The sequence below is a fragment of the Methylomonas sp. AM2-LC genome (assembly GCF_039904985.1).
Classification (GTDB): Bacteria; Pseudomonadota; Gammaproteobacteria; order Methylococcales; family Methylomonadaceae; genus Methylomonas.
In genome coordinates, this window is sequence record NZ_CP157006.1 from 1 (window position 1) to 19,010 (window position 19,010).

Annotated in this window: 17 protein-coding genes and 1 pseudogene; 13 read left to right on the forward strand and 5 right to left on the reverse strand. The window is 44.0% G+C overall.

Annotated elements, in window-relative coordinates; all coding sequences use genetic code 11:
• The 10 genes from ABH008_RS22375 to ABH008_RS22420 all read left to right on the forward strand — a co-directional run bounded on the left by ABH008_RS22375 (position 1) and on the right by ABH008_RS22420 (position 11,598).
• Complete coding sequence (locus ABH008_RS22375; RefSeq protein ID WP_347990161.1) at positions 1-621, forward strand: hypothetical protein; 621 nt, start codon at positions 1-3, stop codon at positions 619-621.
• A gap of 137 nt (positions 622-758) precedes the next feature.
• Positions 759-1,391 (forward strand): restriction endonuclease subunit S, encoded by a 633-nt coding sequence (locus ABH008_RS22380; RefSeq protein ID WP_347990162.1) that lies wholly within the window; start codon positions 759-761, stop codon positions 1,389-1,391.
• Positions 1,388-2,896: a type I restriction-modification system subunit M gene (locus ABH008_RS22385; protein ID WP_347990163.1), complete on the forward strand. Its 1,509-nt coding sequence runs from the start codon at positions 1,388-1,390 to the stop codon at positions 2,894-2,896. Before ABH008_RS22380 ends, ABH008_RS22385 begins: the two co-directional genes overlap by 4 nt.
• Positions 2,886-4,055, forward strand: a complete 1,170-nt coding sequence (locus ABH008_RS22390) for a restriction endonuclease subunit S (protein WP_347990164.1) — start codon at positions 2,886-2,888, stop codon at positions 4,053-4,055. The genes ABH008_RS22385 and ABH008_RS22390 overlap by 11 nt, the downstream gene beginning before the upstream one ends.
• A gap of 1 nt (position 4,056) precedes the next feature.
• Positions 4,057-5,352 (forward strand): hypothetical protein, encoded by a 1,296-nt coding sequence (locus ABH008_RS22395; RefSeq protein WP_347990165.1) that lies wholly within the window; start codon positions 4,057-4,059, stop codon positions 5,350-5,352.
• Between the two features lie 3 nt (positions 5,353-5,355).
• Positions 5,356-5,964, forward strand: coding sequence for an SLATT domain-containing protein (locus tag ABH008_RS22400; protein WP_347990166.1), 609 nt, complete (start codon positions 5,356-5,358; stop codon positions 5,962-5,964).
• 22 nt (positions 5,965-5,986) lie between these two features.
• Positions 5,987-6,985, forward strand: a complete 999-nt coding sequence (locus tag ABH008_RS22405) for an Abi family protein (protein WP_347990167.1) — start codon at positions 5,987-5,989, stop codon at positions 6,983-6,985.
• A gap of 227 nt (positions 6,986-7,212) precedes the next feature.
• Positions 7,213-10,407, forward strand: a complete 3,195-nt coding sequence (locus tag ABH008_RS22410) for an HsdR family type I site-specific deoxyribonuclease (protein ID WP_347990168.1) — start codon at positions 7,213-7,215, stop codon at positions 10,405-10,407.
• Positions 10,408-10,410: 3 nt separating this feature from the next.
• Positions 10,411-11,154 (forward strand): SprT family zinc-dependent metalloprotease, encoded by a 744-nt coding sequence (locus ABH008_RS22415; RefSeq protein WP_347990169.1) that lies wholly within the window; start codon positions 10,411-10,413, stop codon positions 11,152-11,154.
• A 3-nt stretch (positions 11,155-11,157) separates the two neighbouring features.
• Positions 11,158-11,598, forward strand: a complete 441-nt coding sequence (locus ABH008_RS22420) for a hypothetical protein (RefSeq protein ID WP_347990170.1) — start codon at positions 11,158-11,160, stop codon at positions 11,596-11,598.
• 226 nt (positions 11,599-11,824) lie between these two features.
• Here ABH008_RS22420 and ABH008_RS22425 read toward each other — a convergent pair whose 3' ends face one another.
• The 4 genes from ABH008_RS22425 to ABH008_RS22440 form a co-directional block, all read right to left on the reverse strand.
• On the reverse strand, positions 11,825-12,043 hold the full coding sequence (locus tag ABH008_RS22425) for a hypothetical protein (protein WP_347990171.1): 219 nt from the start codon (positions 12,041-12,043) through the stop codon (positions 11,825-11,827).
• Positions 12,036-13,259, reverse strand: a complete 1,224-nt coding sequence (locus tag ABH008_RS22430; RefSeq protein ID WP_347990172.1) for a hypothetical protein — start codon at positions 13,257-13,259, stop codon at positions 12,036-12,038. The genes ABH008_RS22425 and ABH008_RS22430 overlap by 8 nt, the downstream gene beginning before the upstream one ends.
• Positions 13,260-13,459: 200 nt before the next feature.
• Positions 13,460-13,741, reverse strand: coding sequence for a thioredoxin fold domain-containing protein (locus tag ABH008_RS22435; protein ID WP_347990173.1), 282 nt, complete (start codon positions 13,739-13,741; stop codon positions 13,460-13,462).
• 544 nt (positions 13,742-14,285) lie between these two features.
• The gene (locus tag ABH008_RS22440) at positions 14,286-14,570 is read right to left on the reverse strand and encodes a hypothetical protein (protein ID WP_347990174.1); all 285 of its coding nucleotides are present in this window, start codon (positions 14,568-14,570) and stop codon (positions 14,286-14,288) included.
• A 352-nt stretch (positions 14,571-14,922) separates the two neighbouring features.
• Here ABH008_RS22440 and ABH008_RS22445 point away from each other — a divergent pair, with 352 nt between their 5' ends.
• From ABH008_RS22445 to ABH008_RS22455, 3 genes and pseudogenes are all read left to right on the forward strand, one after another.
• Positions 14,923-16,164 (forward strand): site-specific integrase, encoded by a 1,242-nt coding sequence (locus ABH008_RS22445; protein ID WP_347990175.1) that lies wholly within the window; start codon positions 14,923-14,925, stop codon positions 16,162-16,164.
• Positions 16,161-17,138, forward strand: a complete 978-nt coding sequence (locus ABH008_RS22450) for a tyrosine-type recombinase/integrase (protein WP_347990315.1) — start codon at positions 16,161-16,163, stop codon at positions 17,136-17,138. The genes ABH008_RS22445 and ABH008_RS22450 overlap by 4 nt, the downstream gene beginning before the upstream one ends.
• Positions 17,131-18,137 (forward strand): annotated as a pseudogene (locus ABH008_RS22455) (tyrosine-type recombinase/integrase). Before ABH008_RS22450 ends, ABH008_RS22455 begins: the two are co-directional and overlap by 8 nt.
• A 244-nt stretch (positions 18,138-18,381) precedes the next feature.
• On the opposite strand, the gene ABH008_RS22460 reads toward ABH008_RS22455, so the two are convergent.
• Positions 18,382-18,996 (reverse strand): hypothetical protein, encoded by a 615-nt coding sequence (locus ABH008_RS22460; protein ID WP_347990176.1) that lies wholly within the window; start codon positions 18,994-18,996, stop codon positions 18,382-18,384.
• Between the last annotated feature and the right edge of the window lie 14 nt (positions 18,997-19,010).

Sequence of the window (19,010 nt, forward strand, 5' to 3'; positions counted from 1 at the left end):
ATGATTAATACAAAATGGTACGTAACTCAATTAGGTTTTTTTTTAATTCTTATAATTAACGCGATTAGTTGCACAGAGATTCCAAAAAAAGACGTAATAAAATCTTTGACGATAGATGAGTGTGTCCATCAAAAAAAAATTGAATCTGCTTCTGCGATACAAAAAAGTGAAATCGAGTTGAGAATTGACTGTGACAAAGAACTCGCTGTTAATTCTGATTATCAGCGATCAAGGTCAGGTCAATTTAAGAAGATTGAAACAATTACTTATGATGTTGATCAAGAATATTATGATCAGTCAACATGGGATCAACTTATTGAAAAATTAAGACAAAAGTACTATCCCTCATTAGGTACACCAACACAAGAAATCGCAAAATCTATTGAATTGAGACGTATCCAAGAAGGTGTTGAAGATAAATCAGCTGATAGGTTGTATACGCCCAAAATACTACCTGCTAGCCCTTATCTGATGTCGTACGTGGAATTAAAAAAAGCAGAGGAGGTAGTGTGGATGATGTATTGGGAAAAACCTAAAGATTCTGATGAAAGAGGAAGTATTATGGTTATAAAAAACATAATTGAGAGCGAAATATTTAAAAAGGAAGCTAGAAGAAGATAAAAAATAGGTACCGTTCAAGGGGTCCTGGGTGAGTAGACCTGCCAAGTCGCCTCAGCAGGCCCCCTATGCGCAGCGAAAGGAAGCATCATTTGCATTATACCAATTAATGCATTAAAAATTGTTGACAGGCATCTTTTTTGGCGCTATCTTTGTGCAGCAAAACAAAAGACGCAAAAAAAATGAGCATAAAACACATCGTTTCTTTGATGGCCGGACATCCATTTCGCGGGAGTATTGAAAACACTCCAGATGGCGAAGTGGCTGTTGTGCAAATGAAAGATGTTGATCCGGAAGGCGGCCTTAATGTCACCAATCTCTATCGAGTTCATTTAACAGGCCGCAAAAAGCCGGATTATTTGAAGTGCGGCGATATTTTATTTATTGGTCGTGGCTACCGGATTTTTGCCGTTTTGGTTGATCAAGACTTGGAAAGTACCGTTGCCGGTTCTCACTTCTTTATTTTGCGGATAAAACCCAATGGACAGCTTGTAAGACCAGATTATTTGACCTGGTATATCAACCATAAATTAGCACAACGCTATTTTTCTCAGCATATCGCTGGTACAGCATTGCCTCACGTCAATCGTACGGTGTTAGAAAATCTACCAGTTGTTGTGCCTCCCATAGATGTACAAGAAGGCATCGTTAAAACGCACCGTTGCAGGCTCAAGGAAAAAGCCTTGCTAGAACAACTTATCGAAAAGAAAAAACAGTTTTTAGACCAGTTACTAGATCAAACATTGGAACAGTACCAAGAGGACGACGCATGAGCACCAAAATCAACCAGGACGAAATCAACAGCATACTCTGGAAGGCTTGCGACACCTTTAGGGGGGTGGTGGATGCGTCAGAATATAAAAACTATATTTTGGTAATGCTCTTCGTCAAATATATCTCCGATGTTTGGCAGGAACACTATGAAAGTCTCAAGGATAAATTCGGCGATGATGAAGAGATGATCTTGCGCCGGATGCAGCGCGAACGCTTCGTGTTGCCCAAGGGTTGTAGCTTCTCTGACCTTTACAGTCAACGTAACGAAGCCAATATTGGCGAAATCATTAACATTGCCCTTGAGCATGTTGAAGAAAACAATAAGCAAAAGCTCTCCGGCGTATTCCGGAATATTGATTTCAATTCCGAGGCCAACCTTGGCCAAACCAAAGACCGCAACGCCCGCTTAAAACATCTGCTAGAAGATTTTCACGATACACGACTGGATTTACGTCCTTCGCGCGTTGGCAATCTGGATGTCATCGGTAATGCCTATGAATACCTGATTGCTAAATTCGCCGCTGGTGCGGGCAAGAAAGCCGGCGAATTCTATACGCCTGCCGAGGTGTCCGAATTGATTGCAGAGTTGGTTAATCCGCAAGCCGGTGAACGGATTGCCGATCCCGCCTGTGGCTCTGGTTCTTTATTGATTAAATGCGGTAATCAGCTTTTGAAAAATGGCGTCAAAGACTTTGCTCTGTATGGTCAGGAGATCACTGGCGCAACATGGGCATTGGCGAAAATGAACATGTTCCTGCATGGCATGGACAATGCCCGTATTGAATGGGGCGATACCATTCGCAGCCCTAAACTCATTGAAGACGATACCACCATGAAGTTTGAAGTAGTGGTCGCCAATCCTCCGTTTTCGCTGGATAAATGGGGCCATGACGAAGCGGGTAACGATCCTTACAAACGGTTCCATCGTGGCTTGCCACCGCAATCCAAAGGGGATTACGCGTTTATCTCGCACATGATAGAAACCACGACACAAGACTCCGGTCGTGTCGGCGTGGTGGTGCCGCATGGTGTGTTATTCAGAAGTTCCAGTGAAGGCAAAATCCGCCAGCAACTGATTGAAGAAAACCTGTTGGATGCGGTGATAGGCTTACCAGCCAACCTGTTCTATGGTACCGGCATCCCGGCGGCGGTATTGGTGTTCAAACGCAACAAGGCTGATAACAACGTCTTGTTCATTGATGCCAGTCGTGAGTATCAAAATGACAAAAACCAGAACCGCTTGCGGCAAGAGGACATCGACAAGATTGTTGCCACCTATCAAGCTAGAGAAACCGTTGATAAATATGCTTATCTCGCCAGCTTTGATGAAATCAAGGAAAACGACTTTAACCTGAATATTCCGCGTTATGTGGATACTTTTGAGGAAGAATCCGAGATTGATATTGAGGCGGCGCAGGCTGAAATCAGCCAGTTGGAAACCGAATTGGAAAACGTGAAGTTGGAGATGGCGGGGTATTTGAAGGAGTTGGGATATGTTGCCTAGTGGATGGGAAAAGCAAGCGATAGGCAAACTCTGCCAATCAATTGTACCTGGTCGCAATAAACCGAAGTCTTTTGACGGACACATTCCGTGGATAACAACACCTGAGATTCAGGGGCGATATATCCCATCAGAAGTGCAGAAAAATTATGTGAGCTTAGATGCAATCAAAGAATCTGGAGCCAAAATAGTTCCAGTAGGTAGCGTCATTATTTCTGCTGTCGGTGAATTGGGTCTCACTGCAATTGCAAAGGAAGAAATTGTTCTAAATCAACAATTACACGCTTTTGTCTGTCCAGATTATATTTGCAATGAATATCTTGCTTATTGGCTAAGCACCCAAAAAGCTTATATGGATAGTGTTGCGTCAAAAACGACAATCCCATATATGAACAAAGCAAATTGCGAAAGCATACCAGTTGCTTATCCACCTTTACCCGAACAACAAAAAATCGCCCAAATCCTCTCCACTTGGGACAAAGCCATTCAAAAATTGGAAGCCCTGATTGCCTCCAAGCAAAAGCGCAAAAAAGCCCTGATGCAGCAGCTTTTGACGGGGAATAAGCGGTTTGCTGGGTTTGAGGGGGAGTGGCGACCAACATTTCTTGGAAAGGTTGCCGACATCGTTATGGGATCGTCACCAAAATCAGAGGCCTACAATGAAATCGGTGAAGGGTTACCGTTACTTCAGGGTAATACCGATATAAAAAATCGGCTATCAGCTCCTCGAATTTATACAACTGAAATTACGAAAGAATGTAGCCCAGGAGATATTTTGTTGAGTGTGCGGGCTCCAGTTGGTGCGATTGCTCTTTCATTGCACACTGCATGCATAGGACGAGGAATAGCTGGATTAAAAGCGAAACATGGGTTTTGTCAGGGTTTTCTCTACCAATGGTTGATATTCTTTGAGCCAAAATGGGATCGATTATCTCAAGGTAGTACGTTTGAATCAGTAAATAGTGCTGATATTAAAAATCTCCACGTATTTCTTCCCGTAGATATAAAAGAACAACACAAAATTGCATCCGTCTTCACAACTGCCGACACCGAAATCCAAACCCACCAAAAACAACTTTTCGCTCTTAAAGAACAAAAAAAAGGCCTGATGCAACAGCTTTTGACTGGAAAAATAAGAGTTAAATTAGATAAGGAGAGCTAATTTGTCAGTCTCAGACATGTTCAAAGATTTTTTAGACAATCTAAAAATTGATAATTCAGAGCAGATCAGTCTTAGGTATGGAGAAATCACGGCTTGTCTAAATAAAAAATTCAGAGATACCGAATCCAAAACTGCCAATAGCTTACAGGTAGGCTCTTATGGCCGATGGACTGGTATTAAGAATATCTCTGACTTGGATATGCTTTACATCATGCCAGCCAGCAAATGGAATGACTACAAGAATGTTGGGCAATCTAAATTATTGACGGAAACCAAAGATGCTATTAAAGCCCGCTATCCAAGCACAACAGTTTATGTAGATCGGCTTGTTGTAAGAGTTTTGTATGCCAATTTTCATGTTGAAGTCCAGCCTGTTTTTAATTATGAAAACGACAGCTTTATATACCCAGATACCTATAACGGAGGTAGCTGGAAGGTAACTAAACCTCGATACGAAATTAAAGCCATGTCGGAGTTTGTAATCCAGAAAAACAAAAATCTTCGGCGACTTTGCAAAATGGCTAGGGCTTGGAAAAACAAGCACGGTGTTGGCATGGGCGGCTTATTGATTGATACATTAGCCTACAACTTTCTGAAATCAACTAATGGTTATGATGATAAAAGCTTTTCTAGTTACGATTTTTTGAGCCGAGATTTTTTCAAGTATCTATCAGATCAGCCCAATCAAGATTATTACGCAGCATTAGGAAGTGGCCAAAGAGTTAAAGTTAAACAGAAATTTCAGAAAAAAGCCAAGAAAGCGTACGACCTATGTTTGAAAGCCATTGAGGCTGAAAAAACTGATAGTGTTAATGATAAATGGAAAAAGGTATACGGACGACCATTCCCTGCCAGACTAGCCGAAACAAAAGATTCGTCCGCCAAAGCCGCACAAACATGGGAAAATACCGAACAATTTATCGAAGATAAATACCCAATTGACATTCGATATGGACTAAAAATTGATTGTGAGGTCTCTCAAAATGGATTTCGTGAGCATTTTTTAACAGAAATGTTAGCAAAAAGAATACCGCTATTAGCCAAGAAAAAGCTGTTATTTACCATAAGCGAAATCAATGTACCAGAGCCTTATTCAATTGAGTGGAAAGTGCTTAACCGGGGCGAAGAAGCTAAAAAGAGAAATTGTATTCGGGGGCAAATAGTAGCTGATGACGGGCAGAATAAAAGAAAGGAATCAACCACCTTTAAAGGAGATCACATTGTAGAGTGTTTTGTTATTAAGGATGGCATAGTCGTCGCTAAAGATAGAATTGATGTTCCAATCAGATGGGAGTAGACCTTGGAAAAAAATGATCTTCTAAAACATATTGCCGAAACTGGTTATAACGTCGGTTTTGGGGCGAAGCTACATTTTGCTACTTATGACATCGTAGACAAAGCACCTGGCCTTATTGGCTTTATATCTACGGCAGTTGGTATTTTTTCCTTGTTTGTAAACGCTTTGACAAACAACTATTTATCGGCAACTTTTATTGTTATTGGTATCTCTGGGCTCTATATATCATTTTATGATGCCGCAAAAATGGAATATGAATCCGCAGGGAAGGAAATTACTAAAATATTTAACAATCTAAAGCGTCTATATTACAGGACGAAGTCGGCTCAACCCGATGAATTAAGGGGTATAGAAGCTGAATTGTGTGCTATGGAAGATAACTACTATCAGTTAGCTATTAGCAAACAGATCCTATTTAGCGACTGGTATGCCCACTATAAATTCTTTTGGCAACACCAAATCGATTGGATTGATGAACAAAGGAAATTTAGTTTTTTTAGGGATAAAGTGCCTTTGTCCTTATATTTTTTCCTATTGGTATTGATATTATTGCCAGTTGTATTTTGCACTGATTTTATCGATAAAATATGCTGGTTATGCTTGAAAAATTAGTGAGTCTTGGAGATATTATTTAGTGGCGTACGATAAACCATGGAAAAGCTATGAAAATCAACTGGATCAATTGATTCAGCGTGGCATGATCGTTACCGATAGAGCCAAGGCGTTACATTATCTGGAACGCATAGGTTATTACCGATTGAGTGGGTATTGGTATCCATTTAGAGAACGCAGTGGTATTTATTGCCCTTTAGCGGCGACAAATGGAAAAAAATTTAAGCTCGGTAGTACCAATCGTTTAGTGCTGGATGATTTTAAAACGGGGGCCAGTTTTCAGAATGCGGTCGAGCTCTACGTATTCGATAAAAAATTGCGATTGTTGGTATTGGATGCTCTGGAGCGTATCGAAATTGGTATGCGCGTTGATATTTCCCACTCACTTGGTAAAAAAGACCCCTTTGCTTACCTCAAGCCGGAATTGTTGTTTGAAGACTTTTCGGCGAAGCTCGATGAAAAAACAGGCCTAAGCGATCATCACCAGTGGTTGAGCAAGCAATCCACCTTGGTTTCCCGCTCAAAAGAAGAATTCATTAAGCACAACAAAGCCAAATATGGGTTTCCTTTGCCTATTTGGGTTATCTGTGAAATTTGGGACTTTGGAACACTATCCACGTTATTTGCAGGCATGAAAGAAGCTGACCAAGATGCGATTGCAAGTAAATATGGTGTTAGTAACGGTCGAATCTTTGCATCCTGGCTACGCAGCTTGAATTACTTGCGCAATGTCTGTGCCCATCATAGCCGTCTCTGGAATCGTAATATTATTGATCAGCCTAAACTACCAAAAGTCGGCGAAGTGTCTTGGGTTGATCCCTTTCAGGGTGAAGCACATTTGCTGGCACGGCCATTTTTACTGCTGTGTATTGCCAAGCATCTGCTGACAATTATCAATCCTAGTTCAAGTTGGGGGCAACGATTAACAGCATTGTTATTGGAGTTTCCAGACTTACAGCATGTAGGTCTTAATCTTAACGGGATGGGAGCTGTAGATGGCTGGGAGCAATGGGCGTGGTAATCAAGAACACAAAATTGTCAGGCAATAAAAAACCCCTAAGCAGCTCAACTACCGAAGTAGCTAAACCGAAAGGGGCCGTGTTGCAGGCAATTGTAGTCAAATACGAACAGTTGTCAACTTTAATTAGTGCAAAACGACTGTTGAAATTCGCAAGATCAAGACATTCGGGGATTAAAACAACAATAACGCCGAATTACAACATCTAATAGCTATAAAGGAAAGCAACAATGGCTGTACATGATTATTTGGAAGACTTGTCATCGCTACTACCTGCTGTTGTATTGCTGCAAAAGTTAGGCTTTAACTATCTAACATCTTCAGAACAATTGGTATTACGTAGTGGTAGGACTTCCAAATGCGTTTTGGAAAGTGTGCTTGCCGAGCAACTGCAAAAATTCAATAGCATTACCTTCAAAGGCAAGCAGTACCCGTTCAGCGACGGCAATATCCAAAAAGCGGTGCAGGCCCTGGCCGGTATTCCGTTCGACAGCTTGATGAATACCAGCGAGCAGGTTTACGACCTGCTGACCCTGGGCAAAAGCCTAGAACAAACCATCGACGGCTACACTAAAAGCTTTTCTCTGCACTACATCGACTGGCAGCATCCGGAAAACAACGTGTACCACATCTGTGACGAGTTCGTACTGGAACGTCGTAACAGCAAACTCACCCGCCGGCCAGATATTGTGCTATTCGTCAATGGCATCCCGTTGGCAGTGATCGAATGCAAGCGGCCTGATTTAAAGGACGCGGCAGAAGAAGGCATCAGTCAGCATTTGCGTAATCAGCGAAGTGATGAAATTCCTGAGTTGTTTACGTTTAGCCAAGTGTTGCTTTCAGTCTGCCAAAACAAGGCTCTGTACGGCACAACCGGTACACCGGCTAAGTTTTGGGCACTTTGGAAGGAAGACGACAAAGGCACCCAAGAGGAATGTCTGCATAATCTGGTTAACACCCCAGCTAGCACTGAGTTTAAAGCTAAGTTGTTCGCTGAACGGACGGAACAACAGCAGGATTACATGGAAAAACTCTGGCAATCGGGCGAGCGATTGCCATCGCCCCAGGATAAGGCTATACATAGTCTGCTGCGACCGGAGCGATTGCTAGAACTAATTTACCAATTCATCGTATTTGATAACAAAGAAAAGAAAATTGGCCGCTATCAGCAATACTTTGCGGTTAAAGCGACCTTGGATCGAGTGACCCATAGTCGTGGAGATAGTCAACGGCCAGGCGGTGTGATTTGGCATACGACTGGCTCGGGTAAATCGTTAACCATGGTAATGTTGGCTAAGGCATTGGTACTGGAACCGAGCATACACAATCAGAAAATTGTCTTGGTCACCGACCGGGTGGACCTGGATGACCAGATTTACAAAACCTTCCATGCCTGTGGTAAGCCGGTAGTACAAGCCAAAACCGGCGAGCACTTGCTGGAACTGATCGCTCACGACAAAGCCACAATTATCACTACCATTATCGATAAGTTCGAATCAGCCAGCCGGAAGCGAAAAATTCGGGACGAAAGCAGTAATATCTTTGTGTTGGTCGACGAATCGCACCGTTCGCAATACGGCGTGTCCCACGCCAAAATGCAGAACGTGTTTCCTAATGCTTGCTATATCGGCTTTACCGGTACACCCTTACTCAAAAAGGAAAAGACCACAGCCAAAAAATTCGGCGGGTTTATTCATAAATACACCATGAATCAGGCGGTTGCTGATGGTGCTGTAACGCCATTGCTTTATGAAGGCCGCATGAGTGAGTTACACGGTGACCAGGCGCAGATCGATAAATGGTTCGAACGCATCACCAAGGACCTGACCCCACAACAAAAGGCCGACCTAAAAAATAAATTTCGCCGCGAAGATGAGTTGAGCAAATCGGATCAGCGCATTGCCGAAATTGCCTACGATATCGGCCAGCACTTCAAACACAACTTCAAAGATACCGGCAAAAAGGGCCAACTGGCCGTTTCCAGTAAGGCCATGGCGTTGCGATATAAAAAATATTTTGATGAATTCGGCGACGTAAGCACGGAATTGGTGATTTCTGCACCTGATACCCGTGAAGGCAATACCAGCGTGGATGAGAATACACTGGAAGAAGTACAAGCCTTCTGGAAAACCATGATGGCCAAGTACGGAAACGATCAAAAATACCAAGACAGTATTATCAATGCTTTCAAACATTCCGATGACCCTGAAATCTTAATCGTCGTCGATAAGTTACTGACCGGCTTCGATGCACCCAGAAATACGGTGCTTTATTTGGACAAACGGCTTAAAGAACACAACATCCTACAAGCCATCGCCCGTGTAAACCGGCTATTTGAAGGCAAGGATTATGGCTTGATTATTGATTATCGAGGAATTTTTGGCGAACTGAACGACGCCATAGACACTTATGCTGCCTTGGAAAATGAAGGCTTCGACAAGGAAGACATCGAAGGCTCATTAACCGATGTGAGCGAAGAAATCCGCCTCTTGCCGCAACGCGATACCAATACGTGGGAAGTGTTCAAGGAAGTCGGCAACCAAAAAGACTTGGAAGCGATGCAGCGGCATCTGGAACCAGAAGATCGGCGGCAACGCTTTTATGAAACACTTTCTCTATTTGCCAAAACACTACAATTGGCTTTGGCCAATGCTAAGTTTCAGGATGAAACGCCGGAGGTTAAGGTTAACCGTTATAAAAACGATTTGAAATACTTCCTCAACCTACGCACTGCTGTGAAGCAACGTTATGGTGAAGCAGTGGATTATTCATCCTATGAAATACAAATCCGCAATATGGTGAATAAGTATATTGGTGCCGCTGCTGTAACCCAACTCATAGCCCCAGTGAATGTTTTCGCCATTGACGAATTCGAGAAGGAAATCGAAGCCATTGAAGGCGATGCCGGCAAAGCCGACGCCATTGCCTCGCGGATGAAAAAGACTATCACCGAAAAAATGGAAGAAGATCCGGCACTTTACAAACGGCTTTCGCAGCTGATTGACGAAGCTATTGCTGAGCACCGGGCCAAACGCCTATCGGATATGGAATATCTGAAAAAAATCCGCAAAGCACTGGATGAATTACGTGGCAAAAGAGGGTCTGAACTTCCGGACAAACTTAGAACGCGCGATGACGCAAAAGCATATTATGGCGCACTATTGGAGCCGATGACTCGGTACGATTTACAAGGTCATCCGCTAGATGAGTTTGTTGCAGATATGGCTATACGAATCGAGGATATTGTCAATAGTCATAAAATCCGCGACTGGACACGCAGTCGGGACGTGAAAAATCACATGATCAACGACATTGAGGATTACTTTTACAGTCTTAAAGGACGCTATGAGCTGGAAATTGATTTCGGCATCATTGAAGCCATGATCAATCAACTGATGGCCATCGCCGAACGCAGGGACTCGTAGCCGATGCAATCGAACGATTCACCTTCATTACAGCATTCGATTTTATATGGAGAGACGGAAATTAGCTTTTCGTTAAATTTTGCTGATCGTAAGACACTGGCTATTCATGTGTATCCAGACGGCAAAGTGGGGGTCGATGCTCCGATGTTGGCAGACATCGATAAGGTTTACGGTAAGGTCAAAAAACGGGCAGCATGGATACTCAAACAACAGCGGCAATTTGAACACTATCCGGCTCCACTGTCTGAAAGACGCTATGTTTCCGGCGAAACGCACCGCTATTTAGGTCGGCAGTACCGATTAAAAATTATTGAGGGCTCGGATGAAATCGTCAAATTGACACGCGGTAAGCTTCAGGTTGAAACCCGCTATCCGCAAGATTACTTACGTGTGCAACGGCTTTTACAAGCCTGGTACCGTTCAAAAGCGCTAATGGTATTTACTGAGCGCTATATTCAATGTGTCCAACATATCGAGCGTTTGGGCATTGTTCACGACAAAGGCTTCCATCTTCGATTTATGTCTAAACGCTGGGGAAGTTGCACCGGCAAGGGCATTATCACCCTGAATCCAGAATTAATTGCGGCACCCAAAGACTGTATTGATTACGTCATTACTCATGAGTTGTGCCATTTGAAAGAGCATAATCATGGATCGGCATTTTACCGTCTGCTGTCGGCAGTGATGAAAGATTGGGAGTTACGTAGGAAGCGATTAAATGAAATAGTGGAAGTGAGGTTTGTTTAGATAATGAATTTTGTTGACTTAAATCGTCAATTTTCTCCTTTGGATATTGACCGAAACCAAGACCAAGAACCAGATTTTGATTGGCTAGCATACTCGGATCGCAAATTAGATTGGGGCGAAATACTCAAGCATCGCCGCGTGGTACTACTTGCAGAAGCTTTAAGTGGGAAAACCCAAGAGCTACAAAATCGCGCCAAAGTGCTGAGTGAAGCCGGGTATCCAGCCTTCTTTGTCAGAATTGAAGATTTGGCTGATGATGGTTTTGAAGCTGCTCTCGATGCCGTTTCAATTCAGTCCTTTCAATGCTGGAAAACTGATCCAAGAGCAGATGCCTGGTTTTTTCTTGATTCTGTGGACGAAGCCCGCCTCAATGGTAAGCGCTTCGAAAATGCATTACGAAAGTTCGAAAATGAACTTGGTTTAAATCATCTCGTGTCAAGGTAAGGATTCGTGCGATTTTGGGCAATAGCAACCATGATAATGCGCGTAAAACCAGTTATACTTGGTTTCCGTATAACACAACATAGCGACACCGTTTTTCGTACATTATTGAGGCCGATTTTAGTGACAAAAGTGGTATTTTATTAAACCCATCGGAAAACAGTTGTTTTCCGACAGGCTAAATATGATAATTTTGCATAATAGATGCTAAAACACATGATTTTAGCCACTATTGCCCAAAATCGCGCGAATCCTTACGGTCACCCATACCACGCGGCCCGATAAACAGAAAGTGATGTTTGGGTTTCTTGTTAATCGTTTTGCGCAAAATCTCGATAACATCCTGGAATAGCGACTCCCGACCCACAGTGATACTGCGTCTATGCTCTGGACCTGTGATACCGGCGCGATACAGACCTAATTGCGAACTGGGACGCGAATCACGCATAGTATTTTCTCCACCAATCTTTGAGTAAACCGCTGGCAAAGTCGTATTGGTCTGGCGATGCCTCTACCACGTAAAAATCGTTTTCGAGATCGCGTAGCAACTGATTGAACAGACGTTTTCGCTCATGATCGGCTGGCGAAATACCTAGCGATTGAATAATACGTTCAAACTCTTGTAGCAATGTCGAACGCTCCAGATCAACTGGGCTTAGGCTTAGTTTGGCCAATAGCGCATAGGCGGCTGTGCGTTTGGGTTCGTCGTAATATTGATGGATGCGCGAGTAGTAATGTTGCAGTTTATCGCGTGCTGCGCTGCTAACGATCAAATCGCCAAATGCGATTTTGACATCGTTCAAAACCAGTGGCCGAGATTCCCGTTTACTGGTGCGATAAAGATCCTGGGTGATCATTTGCAAAAATAATGGCACTGGACGACCAATTCGTTGTGCCACTTCCCTGGGTATACCCTCATCCATGTCCACATTACGCTCTGCTAACATGCTCAACACAAACTCCTCGACCTGAGACGAGGTTAAGACAGGGAGACGTTCTTCGTGCAAAGCGTTGATCAAGTCGAGGGAATCCATTGCATCCAGGGTGCTGGAAAGATTGACTGAGCCACCCAGCAGCCAACGCACAGAATCATGCTTTGGACGCGGATTCAGGCAATGACCACGAAACCAGGCTAAAAACGGACGCACCAAATCCGGATGGTTACGCTTCATGTTCAGGATCATATCCGGAAATTCGTCTACTATGAATAGCAACGGTGTTTTCGATTGCCTAACCACGGCGAAGAAATCATCATCCCCCAAGGCCTTCCATTCATCGTGCAAATTGGGAATTTGCTGACGCAGTGCCACTTTGAATCCGGCAATCTCGACTTTTTCCACTTGACCAAGTAGCTTTCCAATACATTCAGAACCGGTTTGAAATATGTTGCGAAACAACTGCGGGTGCTTTGCTTCGAAAGCATCCAAAAGTGTCAATAGAAATTCGGCGGGATGATCAATATCTTGCACAAATATTGAAATTGCAGAATACCCGGCCTGTGGATATGCAGCCAAATGATCCATAACGCTGGTTTTGCCGGTTCGACGTGGTGCCGTCAACAAAACGTGTTCGGTTCGTAAAGTTTCCCATAACAGATCTATGAAATCATCCCGAAACCAGAGATCCTCTGGCTCCAGTGGCGATTCTGTATAAAAATCGGACATAAATTATTCCTAGACAATTTTGTTGTATAACTATGTTGTTAATTAATTATATACATAACAAAATTGTTGTACAACAAAAAACATTCTAAGCGGATTGGGTTGGTACAACCCTTAAGCCAATAGCTAAGTGTGGCATAAGATGATAGTTTCGACTGTTGGGTTAGCGCTATTGAGATAACCCAACAATCGTGCGTAATTGATTAATGCAATTTTTGCAAAGTCTGCAAAAACTGCGCGGCATCCTGATAACCCACTACCCGACTACTGGTTTTTTCCTGCCCATCCGCTGCAAAAAAGATAATGCCCGGCGGACCAATTAATCCAAAGTGTTTTAATAAGGCTTTATCGTTTTGATTGTTTTCGGTAACGTCGGCACGTAAAAATACAGACTGCGCTAAGTTTTTTTGCACTTCGGCATTTTTAAACGTATAGGCTTCCATTTCCTTGCAGAAAACACACCAATCCGCGTAAAAATCCAGCATGGGGCAGTTACCACATAGCTGTAAAAACCGCCATCTTGGTTAAACTTAACCAAAAGCATCTAAAATGCAGTCTCTCATAAGTCGAAAAATATCCTATTGATAGTGATTTTAGGTATTTTGTGGCTTAGTGATAAAATACTAGTTAAAATCTTAGAAAGTCTTAATCTATTGATTATACATAATTAATACACCGATCAGGAGAAGATGAGACTTTTTACAGCTATGTGGTAACTACCCCAAGTTAGGGCTATTGTCGATACGATTGTTGAACGCCAGGAACAAGCGCTAGAGGAACAGCAGCAGCAAGCCCAAAAGGAGCAACTTTCAGAAAAATTGATGCAACGGCAAGAAAATCGACGGGGTATCAGAGTCTAGTTTTTTCATGTCATTGCCGCTTAAAAGCGGCACTCTGCAACGCCTTGCTTATTTAGAAGGCGTTTTTTTGGCATAGTTGTATTGGATCACGTTTGAAACCGGTCAGACTGACTCACCATAAAATCACAGATGCAATATAATAAAGGTACTCATCTACACCACAGGCGGGTTAATGTGGTACGTTGTGAGCAAAAATGCTGCCGTCGTCAACCTCAAAGCGGCCTTTGTAGCCAGAGGCTTTAATGGCATTGTAGGCGCGGTCTAGGCTGGTGTAGTCCTTGTTTTTCTTGTCTCGGCTAGAATTGGTCACGCAATGCCCAAAGGCGTAGACGGATGGCTTACCGTAGGCGGCGATTGTCCAAACCATTTTGCCGGATGAGTCAGCATTGCCGTAAAACCGGATAAGTTCTACATCTTCGGCTTGGATAAGGTTCTTAAGTTCGTCGATTGTCATGATAGCTCCCCTTTGAAGGTGAGCTTATTATATAACAAGGTTGAAACTTTGTTATTGCATAGTGTGTCATATGTAATAACATATTTATGATTTTGCATCGGCTTGGCAGGCTTAAATGAAACACTCGCGGCAGTCTGTCCGGATACTGATTTTCGCGAATAGCGGCTATCGGCCACTATGGATAGATATTCATAGTGGCCGCTATGCATAGAAGATAACTATGTGTAGTAACAATAAGCTTCTGTATGCAAATCCTTAATTTTTTTGACTATTTTTAAAAGTGTAGTCTTTTAGCTTGACATAGTTTTACCGTAGTTCTGAAGTGGAAACTCACTCACTTCAGGAGGTTCAAATGAACTCTGACCACCACACAAGCAATTGGCTATTTGAGAGCCAATTGGCACCTTTCGTAGATGCTTTCATGCTGCATATGTTTGATTGCCGCTATGCACCAAACACGATTAATAATTACCTTGCTGGACTGGCCCACTTTGCGCACTGGATAACCCTATGCAATATTGATGTTAAAAGCATCGATGAAAAGCTAATACACCAATTTCTTAACGATCACCTGCCTCGGTGTAACTGTAAAAAACCTGTATACCACCACCGACAAGATTTGCATGCAGCACTTGGTCATCTTCTTGTTCAGCTGCGCGCCAATGCCGTCATCGCCGATCCAGCAATAGGGCTAACGCCGGTGGATGAGGAGTTGCGCCGATTCGATGAGTATATGAACCGTGTCCGAGGACTCGCACCCATAACGCGTAAACAATCTATTGCTGTCATTCGCCGCCTGCTTTTTGGGCAGTTTGCCGATCAAGCCATTGTGGTCAGCACTTTCAGGCCCGACGATATACGCAAGTTTGTCGCCTGTCAGGGCGAGTTTTGCAAAGTTCCCGCCAGTATAAAAGGCACTATCTCGGCATTACGCGGCTATTTTCGTTACCGTACCACCCTGGGTGATAGGGTGCATCATTTAATTGGTGTCACCAGCTATCCAGCCAATTGGCAACAGGCTTCTTTACCGAAAACATTGAACACTAATGAAATTGAACGTTTATTGGCCGCCCTTGACTATGGCGGCGCAGCTTCACGCAGAACGGCAGCCATCGTGCATTGTGCGCTGGATCTTGGCTTGCGAAGCTGCGAGGTGGCCCAACTTGGGCTTGATGACATTGACTGGTCGGCTGCGACTATCACGCTGCGACACACCAAAGGCCGTCGCGACGATGTCATGCCGTTACCCGCTGCAACCGGCCAAGCCATTGCCGATTATTTGAAGTTCGAGCGGCCACAAACCACCAACCGGGCGGTGTTTGTGCGCAACGTTGCACCACGCGACCAGCCTGTCGGCCCTGATCTCATCCAAAAATCGATACGGCAGGCTTATGCCCATGCCGGATTGCCCTACACGCGTTCACATCTTCTGCGGCACACTATGGCCAGCCGACTATTGGCGGGCGGCAGTTCGATTAAAGAGGTGGCCGATGTCTTGCGGCACCGCTCACTGAATACCACCCTAGTTTACGCTAAACTCGACAGCAAAAATCTTGCAGCGGTGGCCTTGCCTTGGCCAGGGAGTGTGTCATGAATGCATACATCACCCTGCAAACACATGCCGAAAATTACCTGGGTGAGCGTCGTCGGCTGGGTTTTGGCTTGCGCAGTTCGGGCTATTCGGTGATGAGTTTTGCCCGCTACGCCGACTCCCTTAATAGCCAAGAACCCTTGACCGTTGAGATCATGGCCGATTGGGCACGGCAAGACCAGGGCAAGAGTGATAAACCATCCACTTGGGCGCGACGACTGAAAAAGTTACGTCCGTTTTGCTGTTACCTACAACAATTTGAACCCCGTACCGAGGTGCCAGACGATAGTATCTTTGGTCGAATTGGCCAGCGCTTGGCACCGCACATTTATAGCGAGCAGGAAATTATCGATTTGTTGGCAGCAGCCCGTAATCTGGGTTCATTCATTCCAGGGTTGCGTGGTGCCACCTACGAAACGCTGTTCGGCTTAATAGCATCCAGTGGGCTTCGTGTTTCTGAAGCGGTGCATCTGCTAGATACGGATGTCGATCTAAAATCAGGTATGCTGACCATACGGCAAACCAAATTTGCCAAGTCACGCCATGTTCCGCTCCATCCAAGTACTGTAGAGGCACTGAAACACTATCGGTCACAGCGAAATTTGTCTATTGAAGTGGTGAATGATACGCCATTTTTCGTCGGCACACGGGGTCGGCATCTCGGGCATAGCCTGGATCTTCGGCAAGTTCATCGTGTCTTCATCAATTTACGTGACCAATTAGGTTGGCTCAATCGCGGTGCGCACAACGGCCCACGAATCCATGATTTGAGGCACACCTTTGTCGTACGCCGCGTGCTGCTTTGGCAGTCACAAGGTTTGGATGTCGACCAGCATATGTTGGCCTTGTCCACGTATCTGGGCCATACCAATGTGACCAACACATATTGGTATCTGACCGGCATCCCCCAGCTCATGGCGGTGGCGGCAGAAAAGTTTGAAAGCTTCACGCAAATGCCGGAGGTGTACCATGACTGAAATAACAGCGCCTCGGCCGGTTTCATTTGCTGCTTTAGTCCAGCAATTTTTTACGGAATATCTGGTGACCCAGCGCGCATTAAGTCCTCGCACGATTGCTTCCTACCGGGATGCCATGCTGTTGTTCCTGGACTTTGCACGTCATCGCCTGGGTAAAATGCCGACTTAAACGACATCGTACCGGAGTTGATACTGGCGTTTCTGGATCACTTGGAACAAGAACGACAAAATTCGGTGCGCAGCCGCAACCTGAGACTGACGGCGTTGCGTGCGTTTCTTAAGTTTGCAGCACGGCGTGACGTAACATCTTTCTTTGTCATTGAACAAGCGTTGGGCGTACCCATGAAGCGTTTTGAGCGTCCAGTGTTGGGCTTCTTGAACCGTGATGAAATGTTGGCGGTGATTGGGCAGCCCGGGGATACTTGGACTTCGCAACGTGACCATCTATTATTCGCCATGCTTTATAACACAGGCGCTCGTGTCTCAGAAATCATTGGTGTTAAGGTGGGCGATGTGGTGTTGGGTGAATCCGCATGCGTACATTTACGTGGCAAGGGTCGCAAACAGCGATCAACACCTTTATGGAAAAGCACAGTTCAGGAAATCGGACTCTGGTTACGACGTAACCCAACACTGGGAACAGACACCGCGTTGTTGCCCAATCGGGATGGTAATACGATGACACGGTGTAATGTCACGCAACGCCTAAACATTGCGGTAGCTCGTGCAGCTAAGGTGTATAGCAGCCTCTCCAAACGAAAAATATCGCCGCATATCATAAGGCATACGACCGCCATGCATCTGTTACAGTCGGGTGTTGCTTTCAGTGTAATCGCTTTGTGGTTGGGTCATGAAAGCACAACCACCACACATCGATATGTTGAGGCCGATTTGGCGATGAAGGAAAAGGCTCTTGCCAGGCTCCAAGAGCCAGACACCATCCTTTGTCGTTACCATCCGGCTGATGATGAATTGATGCAGTTCCTTAAAGAACTATAACTATGTATAGCGCACTACCAGGCTTTACTGGTAGTGCGTGGGTTTCTGAGCAAAATAAAACGCTACTATACATAGTTGTCATCTATGCATAGCGGCCATAAAGAGACAGTCAAAAATTTAAACGAACGACAGGACTGATTTATATAGCTGCCATTCATTGAAAATGAATTAATAGGCATGAACTTCTGAATCAAGATCCACTGGATAGCCAGATTTAGAATGTTCTGGCTATCCAACTGTAGAATTATGCTGTAGCGATTTGCATTGCAGATTGTTTACGACGAACGACCCAGCCTACTAATGGCAAGCCTAATAACATCATTGCCCATTCTCCAGCTTCTGGAACTGCGGAGGTAATATTTGTTGCAGATAAATTAATTTGACTACCATTAAAACCAGCAATTAATATACCTTGTGATGTGGTGCTGCTAAAATCGCTAAGAGTAATGTATCCATATGCATTTTCACCAATTCCAATGAATTTACCATTTGAGTAGATAGGGGTATCAGAATAAAAAGCATACTGTGGGCCTAAATATATATTATTTTGTCCACCTATATAAAATACACCCGCGCCACTTGAATTAGTTGTAAGAAGATTGTAAGCAGACATATCTTGACCATAAGTTGCATAATTGGTAGTAAGCTGAAATGTACCACCGCTTGCTAATGTACTTACAGAAATACTTTTAATATCAGTAAAACTATATGACTGGGACATATTGGTTGTGTTGCCATTATTGACTGTAATATCAATAATTGCGCTGGTACCAAACTCAGGGATGAATACTGGTTCATAGCCGGATACAGCGTAGTTAACGTCAATTTGGTATGTAAAATCGTTAGCTTGAACCGCCATACTTGAAGACAAAA